Below are 12,441 nucleotides of genomic sequence, written 5' to 3' on the forward strand. Positions count from 1 at the left end.
TATGGAAAATTCTAATTATGATGTAATAGTTATTGGTGCTGGTCCTGCTGGCTATGTCTGTGCAATTCGCTGTGCCCAACTAGGTTTGTCTGTTGCTTGTGTTGATGCCTGGTCCGATAAAAACAATAAGCCGAGTCCAGGTGGAACCTGTCTAAATGTTGGCTGTATACCTTCTAAGGCATTACTGGATTCTAGTCATCACTATTCATTTATTGAAAAAAATGCAAATGAACATGGAATAGAGACACAGAAATGCAGTATTGATATTGCCAAAATGCTTCAAAGAAAAAATAAAATTGTTAAGACTTTAACGACGGGCGTAAAAGGGCTGCTGAAAAAAAACAAGGTTACTTTTATTCATGGTAATGCTTCTATTGAATCTTCAAATGAAGTGCAAGTAAGTAATAACGATAGCAAACAAGTAGTCAAAGCTAATTCAATTGTGATAGCGACCGGATCCAAGCCTTTCGAGTTGGATTTTCTGCCAATTGATCAAGTGCAAATTGTCGATTCGACAGGAGCTTTAGAATTAAAGCAAGTGCCTAAACATTTAGGTGTGATTGGTGCAGGAGTGATTGGTCTTGAAATGGCTAGTGTGTGGAGTCGATTGGGCGCGGAAGTCACAATATGGGAAGCTGAAGATCAATTTTTACCAGCCGTGGATACAGATATAGCTGCACATGCAAATAAAATAATTTCAAATCAAGGTTTAGATGTGCAACTGAATAGTAAAGTTCAAGCGGTATCAAAACGCCAAAACTCAGTTGTTGTATCGGTGCAAGGTCCTGAGGGTGAGTCTCAAACTGAAATAGATTGTTTGTTAGTCGCTATTGGTCGTAAGGCAAATACCGAATCCTTAGGCCTAAATGCACTTGGAGTAAGTATAGACTCGCATGGATTTATTGAAGTTGATAGGCAATGGAAGACAAATATTGATGGTATTTATGCGATTGGAGATGTTATTGGTGGTGCTATGCTAGCGCATAAAGGTTCGGAAGAAGGTATTGCAGTGGCTGAGCAATTAGCAAATCATCATGGACATGTTAACTATAATGCAATTCCTTGGGTGATTTATACATGGCCTGAAATAGCCTGGGTAGGTAAGACAGAGCAGCAATTAAAAATTGATAAAATTGATTATAAAACTGGTTCATTCCCATTTATGGCACTGGGCCGAGCTCGTGCATTAGGTGACACTGAGGGTGTGATAAAATTTATCGCAGATGCTATTTCTGATAGATTATTAGGTGTACATATTATTGGGCCAAATGCTTCTGAGTTGATCGCAGAAGCTGTGCTTGCAATTGAATCTGACTTAACAGCAGAAGATTTGGCTCTTACAATTCATGGGCATCCGACTCTATCTGAAGGATTGCATGAGGCTGCATTGGACTTACACGGGCGAGCAATACATTTCTAATCCCCGATAGAATTTTTTAAACTAAAATCGATGTCTATTGACGCAAAATTGGATAGTAATCTGATTAAACTGCCTTTGCTGTTAATATTTTTGCTCCCACTTGCTATCGCTATCTGGGATTTTTATAGAGATCCTCTAAATATTAATCCAGTTGAAGATATAACACATACTACAGGGGTATGGGCCCTAAGATTACTATTAATTACATTGGTGATAAGTCCTGCACGTAAACTGCTAAGAGCTAATGGCCTGATTCATTTGAGAAGGTTGTTTGGTGTGCTTTGTTTTTTTTATGTCACATGCCATTTTGTAATTTATATTTTTTTAGATCAATGGTTTGATTGGTTTGCGATCGTTGATGATATTAAGGAGCGCCCTTATATTACTGTAGGGTTTGCTGCATTTGTTTTACTGATACCTTTGGCGCTTACATCTACCAACTCAATGCAAAGAAAACTTCAAATTGCATGGAATAAGTTGCATAAATTAGTCTATGTAGTTTCAATTCTTGCTATACTACACTTTTGGTGGCTGGTGAAAGCAGATCTGTTAGAGCCAATTATCTATGCTTCAATCCTTGCGGTTTTACTAGGTTATCGAGTATTTACTCATATAACGTCTAGGTAGCAATTAATGTTCGCAGGCAATGGCCATGTGCTATTGACTTTATTCCAGTGCATACCATGAGCAAATTTTTTCTATGAAAGAAAGTTCTTTAGTAACCAATGATCTTGTAGAAAGAGATTTAAATCATGTCTGGCATCCGTGCACACAGATGAAAGATCATGAGAATTTTCCAATTATACCAATCACTAGTGGGCGAGGTGTATGGCTAGAAGATTTTGATGGAAATAAATATATCGATGCCATTAGTTCTTGGTGGGTAAATATTTTTGGTCATGCAAACCAAACTATAAATAATGCAATTTCTAAACAGGCAAAAGAATTGGAGCATGTGTTACTTGCTGGTTTTTCACATCAACCTATTATTCATTTATCTGAACAGCTCGTTGAGATTACGCCTAAACCTCTACAAAAATGCTTTTATGCAGACAACGGTTCTTCAGCAGTTGAAGTAGCCTTGAAAATGAGTTTTCACTATTGGCAAAATACTGGCAAGGCAAACAAGAAAAAATTTGTCACATTGCAAAATTCATATCACGGTGAAACATTAGGCGCTTTGTCTGTGGGTGATGTTGAGCTATATAAGGATACATACAAGCCACTACTGTTAGATGTAATCACTGTGCCGGGTGCTGATAGTTATAATATGGAGCATGGTGAGGAAACTGAAGATTATGTGTTGCGCATGTTTTCACATATGGAAAAGACACTAAGTGAGCATCATGAAGAAATATCTGCAGTGATAGTTGAGCCATTAGTTCAGTGTGCAGGTTATATGCGTATGTATGATGCTAAGTATTTAAGTTTATTGCGTGCTGCATGTGATAAATATAATGTTCACTTGATTGCAGATGAAATTGCAGTTGGCTTTGGACGAACAGGAACAATGTTTGCTTGTGAACAAGCAGATATATCTCCAGACTTTATGTGTTTATCAAAAGGACTTACTGGTGGTTACTTGCCATTATCTGTCGTTTTAACAACTAATCAAATATATGACGCTTTCTATGATGACTATGAAACAATGCGAGCATTCTTGCATTCGCATTCTTATACAGGTAATCCATTAGCATGTGCAGCAGCTTTGGCAACCTTAAGTATATTTCGTAATAATGACGTTATTCAAAGAAACAAGGGGTTAATTAAACGTATTAGCGAAAATGGCCAACGTTTTAATAATCATCCAAATATTAGTCACGTACGTCAAACAGGGATGATATTTGCCATAGAAATGGTTGCTGATAAGTCATCTAAAACTGCTTATCCTTGGCAAGAGCGCAGAGGGCTAAAAGCATATAAGCATGCTCTAAAGAATCATATATTACTTAGGCCGTTAGGGAACGTTTTATATTTTATGCCGCCTTATGTAATAGAATATGATCAAATTGATTTAGTACTAGAAGTTATGGAAGAGGCAGTAAATGTCGCTGTGGCAGATTAAGTAAATAGAGTTATCCTTATGCAAATATCACGAGTATCAATATTCTTCTTGGCCTGTTTTGTTAATTCAGTATTAGCCCAAACCTATTCTTATAATCCTGCTGAAGATGTGGTAGGTAATATTTCAATTCATACGATTAAAGAGGGCGATAACTTCTTGCAATTGGCCCAAATTTTTAGAATTGGATTTAATGAGTTGGTTGATGCAAATCCTGAAGTAGACCCATGGATTCCTGAAGAAGATGCGCAAATTATTATTCCCACTCAGTATGTGTTACCCAATGTTGAAAGAGAAGGTGTCATCATTAATCTTGCTGAATTGAGACTATATCAATTCCATGGGATTGTTAATGATGTAGCAACTGTATCCACCTATCCAGTTAGTGTTGGTAAAGATGATCAATGGGAAACACCATTAAGTTATACACGTATCACTTCTAAAATAGCTAAGCCAAATTGGTATCCTCCTGAGTCTATACGTAAAGAGCATGAAGAGAATAATGATCCTTTGCCTAAGGTTGTTCCACCAGGGCCAGATAATCCGCTAGGAGATTATAAGCTTGGGTTAGCGTTATCTGGTTATCTTATTCATGGTACTAATGTTCCAGAAGGAATTGGGATGAGGGTGACTCATGGTTGTATTCGATTGCATCCTACCGGTATTGAAAAGTTATTTAAAAGTGTGGAAATTGATACCCCGGTTACTATTGTTAATCAGCCTTATAAGGTAGGTTGGAAAGATAATAAACTGTACGTAGAAACTCATTCAGAAATTGAAGAGCAAGAAAAAGCATCCTCTCGAAATCTAACAGAGTTTGTTCAACTGGTTGTTGCTCAAACTAAAGAGAAGGAAAAGGATAGGTATAAAATATTCTGGGAAAGAGGATATAAAGAAGCGCGAGAAAAGAGGGGTATACCTTTTTTAATGTCATTGAGAGATGAAAAAAGTTAAAACTTACAAGCAAAAAAAAGCCCCTTATTAAAGGGGCTTTTTTAATGTCATATAACGATTATGAAATTACTTACCTTTCATAGATTCGTGGAACATAACATTCATGCGGCGTGAGTTAGCGTCACAGCATGCTTGAGCAGCGCCTGCAGCTTCTAAAGCAGCATCAGCTGTTTCTTGAGCTGAAAGTGCCATGTCTTTTGCAGTTGATGCATTGAATGCAGCAGTGTTTGCTGTGCGAAGTGCTTCGTTTGCAATTTCACGTACTTCTGCAAGTGGGTCAGGAGCATCAGCAGCTTCTTCTGTACCAGTTACAGTACAACCAGCAGCGAATGCTACAGTCCCAGCCATAGCGAGAGCTTGAAGAGATTTCAATAACTTGTCTTGCATTTTTTATAACTCCGAAGTTTTTAAAAATATATATATAGAATTTTTAGTTGTTACAACAAAATATCAAAGGTAGATCAAGTTCGCGTAAGCTAATGGTTATGCGTAAATTCTGCTACTTCGATACATCAGGTGTATTTTAAGTAAAAATGTGACAGATACCAAGGTTTAATCTTAATAGATTACTTTCAACTGATAATTGCATCAATTTGCCTATTTTTGTCTATTAATGAAGCTAATTTTAGGTTGAAATGTGTACTATTTAACATAATCATGCGTCTAGAGGTCTGGTAGTATGCTATCGAGATACGTGAAGTGGTCGAAAATTCTTGCAATTAATCATGTAAACGCTTCAGTTTGCTGTATATTTTGCTAAAGTAACTTTATCCAATAACACTTATACGCCAATAAGCTATGTCAGCAAGAAAAAATATGGAGAGACGTCTAAGCGTCCGTCGCCCAACATCAGAAAATGTCTATTTATATTGTAAACAGCTAGAGCTGGAACGATGCAAACCTAGTAATATCAGTTCACGTGGCGTATTTATAGATTTTATACCCAAACGCGCATATGTGGGTAGGCGAATACAGTTAGTATTTGTGATTGATCGCGGGCGTACTGCAAAAATGATCCGTGTATTTGCGGTTATTGCTCACATATCTCAAGGAGGAATAGGCTTTGGATTTATTGGTAAGCATATTCCAAGTAAACGCGGAAATGGTCTCCCAAAACGATTGTCACCATAGTGTAAGGCGAGTGAATTTTTGATAAGTATTAGACTAGTTATCTAGAAACTAGATTAATATTAGTTATTATCTTGTTGATTTTAATGCCAGCGTAAAAATACGCCAACACTTACTACAAGCACTAACAATGCAATTATTAGATTAATTGTTATGGGCATGATGAATCACTTGTTATTATTATTCTTAGTTTTCTCTACAACACATTTACTTTATGCGTTAAATACTTGTAACGCAAGTAAACATTAATTATTTATTGCTTGTTTTATAGTGTTTTTATTACGCTACGATGAAATTAATTCTTTCGTTAATAAATACTATTGTTCAATCGCTAAAGCACCTAAGTTTTTAATTTTCCATGTTTGGAATTGAGTTGGTGTTTATATAAATAAACATGCATAGTACTAGGCACTATTTACCATTATTTATATATGTAGAGAATGCCATGGGGCGATTTGTAACAGTTCATAAAGCTGCCACCTTAGTTGGAATTTCTGCGCGTGATCTTCAGTCTGAAATTGACACAGGCCGACTACCTTGTGTGAGAGGCATGGTGCATATTGATGACTTAACAGAACTACACCCAAACGTCAGCTCTGAAGAAGCTGACATGGTGATGTGGGTAAATAAAATCAAGGATAGCTCACTGCAACATGCGACCGAAAAACTACCTCATGAGCTAACTAAAAATGAGTTGCGGCAAATGTTATCTAAAGCGAGTAAGCAGCTATCTTATCAGCGCGATAAGATAGAATCTTATGAAAGCCTTATTAATGAATTGCGTTATAGTTTGGAAGTGTTAAAAGAAAAATCATCTGAGCCAAATAAAATACAAAGTGTAATTGCTTGGCTAGATAAAAAATCACATTGAAATAATATCTTTTGTATTTTTGCAAAGAGTAAGTGTTGTTATCTACTAAAGAGTTAGCCAGGTGGCCAACTTAGTTCACGTCCTGCAATAATGTGTATATGCAAATGGAAAACAGTTTGTCCAGCAGCCTCCCCATTATTTATAACAAGTCTGAAGGCATCAGCATAGCCTTGCTGTTTTGCGATAAATGGTGCTTTTAACATTAAATGACCTAATATTGCTTGATCTTGAGATGAGCTATCAGAAAGTTTAGTAATGACTTGTTTGGGAATGAGTAGTGCGTGTAAGGGTGCTTGTGGATTGATATCTTTGAAGGCTAAACATAGATCATCTTCATAAATAATCTCTGCTGGGATATCACGATTAATAATTTTTGTAAAAAGAGTTTCTTGATTGCCCATGAAGTATATCCTGCTGCAAATATTTAAGCAGCAAGCATAGCAATTTAATAGTGATGTTGAATAGCGTTTGCTGGAACTTTTGTAAAAATAATCATGCTAATCAAACTTGATTCTTACAGCAAAACCAACTGCATCATCTTCCACATCGCCGATTTCTGGCAAGTAATGTATTTTTAGGGTATATCTATCTTTGGTTAAAAATAAATATGGAATCAAAGCTGGTCGCGGTTCCTGCCCATCGTTGTAACCGGTAATTAATCCGCCGATGGCACCTAAACCAATCCATTCAACATCGCCAAATGTTAGCTCTTTGCCTGCACCAATGTAAAAACTATCACGGTATAAACTGTTCCAGAAATAACCGCCAGCTAAAAAGAAAGAATCATAATAATATTCAATACCAATGCCTCGGTTGAATTGATTGTACTCACTTGCATTTCCAGGGTGGTATGAAGCTAGGTTTATTTGTAAGGCAAAATTTTCTAATCTTCCATCAAATAACCCTTCTTTCTTGACGCTATATTGGTCTTTTTCTTTCGCAACATAGATATCATCATCAGCAAATAACGTTGTAGAAGTAACTAGCAAAATAAAGATTAATGCATGACGTAGCATGATGATGTGATCCTTTCAGGTTATATGGATGGATTTATTATGAGAAGTTTGATTTAAGAATGTATTTGTACACAAAACTTAATGAAATTAAATTCAACTCCGATGACTGGTGTGGGAATTAAGATAAGTCCTTAGGCCAGTATTTTGACATTAATGATATATAATATAGAGAGTTAAAAGCTCCGATGAATGCGCTATTTTATATATAATTCAGGCACATTTTGTTTGCGGCGAATCCAATTTAGACTATTTAAGATAGCTGGTTTTTTGACTAAATATTGTTCGAATTTATACTTTCCTGGAAAATCTGAAATTAATATACCTAGTAAAATCGTGAGTAAACCTTGTCCAGGTAGCAGTAACATTAGTGCACCCACTCCGATGAGAAATATACCTAATAGATTTTGTATACAAGTCTTAACGGTAGCTCTGAATGAGGAATGTTTGATTTGATTTGAATTTTTAGTGCTCACAAAGTAATCACAAGGTATTTGAGCAACAAATTTAGGGATCAGCATTATGCTCACTACTATGAGCACAACTGAAGCCACTGCAAGGTAGGGTAGGAAGTGAGAATAGTTATTTAGTGAATATAATACAAATTCCTGCATCTATAGTTTTATACTATAGATCACACATATCGAAAAGCTGGATAGAAAATTTATAATACGTGTGAATTTAGTTTTATGAGCTTATCCTTTAAAGCTAGACGCAATCTTTCTTGGTATGTGTCGGTAAATGAAGGGATTTGAGTGATCGTATTCACTGCCCAGTCAACACCACCAATTGAGACTAGATCTGAAACAATTTTAGTTGTTTCTCGCTCGATTCTTGCCTGTTCAAAGTTTGTATATACTGTTCCCATATATAAATACCAAATGTTAGTGTGGTTACTTAGGTTATCGGTAGAATCTAATAGTCTTTAAGTCTTATGTGATCAGTTGATCGTGATTTTTTACCGATTATCTAACTAAGGTGATCTTATTTTTGGAAGTAAGGAAATTTTAATGTCGAATATTGCTGTTACATACCTGGTAATTGCTCATGAGAAAGAAGTATCTGAGCTGGCGCGAAAAATAGCTATAGAGCAAAGTGTTGAGACCCCCGAATCTTTAATTACTCCTGAAATCGAAGCGAGATTTGTTGGCAAGATAGAACAAATTAACCCTGTTGAAAATCACCTGGATAAATTTACTATTACACTTAGCTATCCAGAAGAAATACTCAGTCAGCAATATAATCAATTGATTAATTTATGCTTTGGCAATGTTTCAATGTATCAAAATGTTAAATGTATTGACGTGAGTTTGCCCGAAAAGTTACTCGATTGTTTTGCTGGCCCAAGATTTGGTGTAGAAGGAATACGCGAATGTTTAGGTGTCTATGGAAGACCATTGTTAGCGACTGCTTTAAAACCACGCGGATATAGCGAAGAACAGTTTGCTAATCTCGCCTATGAATTTGCGGTGGGCGGTGGAGATATTATTAAGGATGACCAAAATCTCATAGGCGATTTTGAGCAATTTAAACATCGAGTTACATTATGTTTAGATGCAGTTAAAAGAGCTGAAGACAAGACCGGTAAGCGTTGTGTTTACTTTCCATTTATATCTGCGCCCTATGAACACATACAAATGTATTTTGAGTGGGTTAAGAACAAAGGTATTGAGGGTGTACTGTTAGCGCCTTTAATTCTTGGATTAGATACCGCAAGAGGGTTAGCAGCCAAGTATGATTTAATTTATATGGCACACCCATCATTTACTGGTAGCAATTGTATTCCACCTAATGATGGGATGAGTTATCACTTATTGTATGGATTGTTATTTAGATTAGCTGGTGTTGATATTTCCGTATACCCAAATACAGGTGGTAGATTTGAATTTAAAGAAAATGACTGTAAAGCCATTGCTGAACAACTGCGTAAACCATTAGCACATATAAAACCTGCATTTCCGTGTCCAGCAGGTGGAATGCAGTATACCCACCTAAATGAAATGTGTCGGTGGTACAAACATGATTCTGTTTTTCTTTTGGGTGGTTCATTATTAGAGTATTCGCCAAAATTATCTCATTCAACACAGGCATTTAAAGAAAAAATATTAGAGGAATACTCTGAAGATATTAAACCACCTAGAAAATTACAAACTACCTCTTCATGTGATTATCCATTATCAAGTGCTTGTTTACCGCTGGAACATATAAGGTTTAATGATTTTGAATGGACAGATAGAAATAGTGTTGTTTATAAAGATACAAACAACACTTCATTTGAAGGTGTTCGTCGAATTGAGTTAGTTGGAAATAATGGAGAAATATCTAACTTTGATTTGCGTTACTTTGAAATCAGCCAAAATGGATTTTCAAGTAAAGAAAAACATAAGCATACTCATGTAATTATTGTAATACGTGGTGAAGGTAAAATCATTATTGATAATAAGAAATACAGAGCGAAGAAAAATGATATTTTATATGTAAAGCCTATGGCTATCCATCAATTAAAAAATATAAGTGAAGAGCCATTTGGGTTTTATTGTATTGTTGACCACGACCGAGATAGGCCGATCATCTCTGACTAGATAGCATTACTTATAATTAATATATATTGGCCGCAGCGTGATGCATTTACACCATTAATTATAGTGTCACCAAAAAAGCTATACCCTAATACTGAGTGCTTACTAACAATTTCACCATCATCTAAAATATGAACAGTGTGTGAACTATTAATGTACTCATATGATAATTCTGCGTCGAGTTCTAATTCAGTGCCATCGCAATGAACCTCGCAAGGTAAAGGAGGTGATGTATTTCCTGCGCGATCTAGCAAAATTACAGTATAAGCCATTTCTGATGCATCTAATTTAGTGAGAATGTTTTCAAAATATAATTGAGATAATAACTAAGCTCTTTGAAGCCTGTCAAAAAATTGCCTAAAAGGTTTTTTCTAGAAACTATTATTTTTTGACTCTAAATTAATCGATCAAGCAATAATTAGTTATGAAAACTGCTAAATATCTTAGTTAGCAGTGAGTTACCTGCTCCTAGAAAAGCTCAATTTCAGCATATTATTGATATTTGACCAGTTATCAAAGTATATGTTTGCTAAACATATTCTTTCACTATCAGTCATTTTTATTGAGAGGTCTTTATCTATTGGTGACTGCTGTATCAACCGCTCATAACTAGAATTACTTTCTTTCTTGTTACTAGAACTTGCAAGACCACACGCATCGATTGAAATTGAATGCCATGTATATGCTATCGAAGTAAAGGCATCTTTATTAGATTTGCGAAAATTAGATAAATCATTAGAAAAATCAATATCAACAGACATATTATTTGAGACATACAAATACGTTTGTTCAAACTCTGAATTGATATATTTAGCAACACTTTGATCATGTCCGTTGCTGCAAGCGCTGATAGTGAAACAAATACAGAGTAGCTTCAAAAAACGGCTTATATATTTTTTTTGCACAGTCATTATTTATTTCAGTTCACGGTACCACTTAAACATAAAAAACCCACAGTTATGAGGAATTATAACTCGCCTATCTTAATGATGCTTTTGGTGGCCAAATTTTGTACGTCTGTTTCGCCACTGAGAGGGAATTCTTAACCGTCTATCGCAGATCAAAATCAGAACTGGTTCACAGAGTTATACATACACCCACGCCGGAAGGTGATCAGAAATTCATGTTTCTGATGTGAGATCAGTCCACGGATGAGGCTGGAGGGGAACGTCTTGAATATTTTTATCAATAGACGTTTAAGAAGTATTTATGTAACGCTGAAAAGGTGCCGCTATGCGCTTACGCAATAAACTTGCTTATAGTTTAGTTATTACGTTGATGTCAGTAATGTTCACAATTTCTGCAGTTCATGCAGGACCACGTGAACAAGCGAAAAGAATGCATGATCGATTGGTGGGAGTCCCACCATCTGCTGCAGTTTTAGATTCAATGACAACTAAAATTCAAAATGGAGATACTGTTGGAGCCGCTTATGAAGCGATGGAAAATCCAGCATTCTATAATACAACACTGAAAGACTTCTCCACACCCTGGACTAATAGAGAAAGTTCAGTATATGAAGACTTGAATGATTTCTCAGCCACAGTGATTGGAATGATTCGTGATGAAGTTCCATTCACTGAGGTTTTGTCAGGTAATATTGTTTACATTGGCTCAGCTGATGCTTCAAATAATGTTGCATATTCACAAACCAATAATGATCATTACTTAGAGTTACAAGAGTCGAATGTAAATTTAGGTGATCCTAATAATTTGATTCAAACTCAACAGACATCTTTGCCAGGTAATATATTACCTGCAGCAGCAACCGCTGGTGTAATGACTACACGCGGATTCGCAGAATCATTTTTGATTGCTGGAACCAATCGTTCAGCAGTTAGAAACGCTATGTTTAACTTCTTATGTAAAGACCAAGAAGATATGCGTGACATTACTGCTAGACCAGATTTTATTCGTCAAGATGTCACTCGTTCTCCGGGTGGTGACAGTAATATTTTCCTAACTGATTGCTTGACTTGTCATGCAGGTTTAGATGGATTGGCTGGAGCATTTGCCTATTATGACTTTGATGAAGAGAACTTGCAGATTGCATATACAGCAGGTTCTGTTCAGCCTAAGTACTTACGTGATGCTGGAGTATTTCGTTTTGGCCATGAAACTGTCAATGATGGTTGGGTGAACTACTGGCGTACAGGTCCAAATGCATACATACAATGGAATGGCCCAGGTTCAGGCCTCGGTGCTAAATCACTTGGTGTTGAGCTCGCTTCAACGCGTCAATTTGCAGAGTGTCAAGTTAAGAAAGCATTTGAGAAGGTTTGTTACCGACCGCCCAACGGTGAAGTTGATGACATGCTAGTTAAAAATGTTGCAACCGTATTCCAAAACAGTAATTACAGCATGAAGCGTGTATTCGCGGATACTGCTACTTACTGTATGGGTAACTAAGCGAT

15 protein-coding genes are annotated in these 12,441 nt (G+C 36.2%); 8 read left to right on the plus strand and 7 right to left on the minus strand.

From position 1 onward, the window contains the following. The first annotated feature begins 1 nt into the window (after position 1). The 4 genes from lpdA (at position 2) to R8G33_02285 (ending at position 4,436) form a co-directional block, all read left to right on the plus strand. Positions 2-1,420: a dihydrolipoyl dehydrogenase gene (gene lpdA / locus R8G33_02270; protein MDW3094478.1), complete on the plus strand. Its 1,419-nt coding sequence runs from the start codon at positions 2-4 to the stop codon at positions 1,418-1,420. Positions 1,421-1,450: 30 nt separating this feature from the next. Next, entirely contained in the window at positions 1,451-2,047 is a 597-nt protein-coding gene (locus R8G33_02275) for a protein-methionine-sulfoxide reductase heme-binding subunit MsrQ (GenBank protein ID MDW3094479.1), read from the plus strand. A gap of 73 nt (positions 2,048-2,120) precedes the next feature. Continuing rightward, on the plus strand, positions 2,121-3,485 hold the full coding sequence (locus tag R8G33_02280) for an adenosylmethionine--8-amino-7-oxononanoate transaminase (GenBank protein ID MDW3094480.1): 1,365 nt from the start codon (positions 2,121-2,123) through the stop codon (positions 3,483-3,485). An 18-nt stretch (positions 3,486-3,503) separates the two neighbouring features. Beyond that, a complete protein-coding gene (locus tag R8G33_02285; protein ID MDW3094481.1) occupies positions 3,504-4,436 on the plus strand; it encodes a L,D-transpeptidase family protein in 933 nt (310 codons plus the stop codon). A 66-nt stretch (positions 4,437-4,502) separates the two neighbouring features. Here the strand turns inward: R8G33_02285 and R8G33_02290 are convergent, their stop codons facing one another. After that, positions 4,503-4,823 (minus strand): alanine-zipper protein, encoded by a 321-nt coding sequence (locus R8G33_02290; GenBank protein ID MDW3094482.1) that lies wholly within the window; start codon positions 4,821-4,823, stop codon positions 4,503-4,505. 411 nt (positions 4,824-5,234) lie between these two features. Between R8G33_02290 and R8G33_02295 the strand changes: the two genes are divergently transcribed. After that, positions 5,235-5,567, plus strand: a complete 333-nt coding sequence (locus R8G33_02295; protein MDW3094483.1) for a hypothetical protein — start codon at positions 5,235-5,237, stop codon at positions 5,565-5,567. Positions 5,568-6,009: 442 nt separating this feature from the next. Next, positions 6,010-6,435, plus strand: a complete 426-nt coding sequence (locus tag R8G33_02300; GenBank protein MDW3094484.1) for a hypothetical protein — start codon at positions 6,010-6,012, stop codon at positions 6,433-6,435. A 53-nt stretch (positions 6,436-6,488) separates the two neighbouring features. Here the strand turns inward: R8G33_02300 and R8G33_02305 are convergent, their stop codons facing one another. From R8G33_02305 to R8G33_02320, 4 genes are all read right to left on the minus strand, one after another. Beyond that, a complete protein-coding gene (locus R8G33_02305) occupies positions 6,489-6,836 on the minus strand; it encodes a histidine triad nucleotide-binding protein (protein MDW3094485.1) in 348 nt (115 codons plus the stop codon). A gap of 96 nt (positions 6,837-6,932) precedes the next feature. Continuing rightward, positions 6,933-7,451: a hypothetical protein gene (locus R8G33_02310; GenBank protein MDW3094486.1), complete on the minus strand. Its 519-nt coding sequence runs from the start codon at positions 7,449-7,451 to the stop codon at positions 6,933-6,935. A gap of 194 nt (positions 7,452-7,645) precedes the next feature. Then, on the minus strand, positions 7,646-7,969 hold the full coding sequence (locus R8G33_02315) for a hypothetical protein (GenBank protein MDW3094487.1): 324 nt from the start codon (positions 7,967-7,969) through the stop codon (positions 7,646-7,648). 143 nt (positions 7,970-8,112) lie between these two features. Then, positions 8,113-8,316, minus strand: coding sequence for a hypothetical protein (locus R8G33_02320; GenBank protein ID MDW3094488.1), 204 nt, complete (start codon positions 8,314-8,316; stop codon positions 8,113-8,115). 142 nt (positions 8,317-8,458) lie between these two features. On the opposite strand from R8G33_02320, the gene R8G33_02325 reads away from it, so the two are divergent. Next, on the plus strand, positions 8,459-10,030 hold the full coding sequence (locus R8G33_02325; GenBank protein ID MDW3094489.1) for a RuBisCO large subunit C-terminal-like domain-containing protein: 1,572 nt from the start codon (positions 8,459-8,461) through the stop codon (positions 10,028-10,030). On the opposite strand, the gene R8G33_02330 is transcribed toward R8G33_02325, so the two are convergent. Beyond that, entirely contained in the window at positions 10,027-10,299 is a 273-nt protein-coding gene (locus R8G33_02330) for a hypothetical protein (GenBank protein MDW3094490.1), read from the minus strand. The genes R8G33_02325 and R8G33_02330 overlap by 4 nt on opposite strands. A gap of 186 nt (positions 10,300-10,485) precedes the next feature. After that, positions 10,486-10,938, minus strand: coding sequence for a hypothetical protein (locus R8G33_02335; protein MDW3094491.1), 453 nt, complete (start codon positions 10,936-10,938; stop codon positions 10,486-10,488). 322 nt (positions 10,939-11,260) lie between these two features. On the opposite strand from R8G33_02335, the gene R8G33_02340 reads away from it, so the two are divergent. After that, positions 11,261-12,436, plus strand: coding sequence for a hypothetical protein (locus tag R8G33_02340; protein MDW3094492.1), 1,176 nt, complete (start codon positions 11,261-11,263; stop codon positions 12,434-12,436). The last annotated feature ends 5 nt before the right edge of the window (positions 12,437-12,441 follow it).

Source organism: Gammaproteobacteria bacterium (assembly GCA_033344735.1).
Taxonomy (GTDB): Bacteria; Pseudomonadota; Gammaproteobacteria; order UBA4575; family UBA4575; genus UBA1858.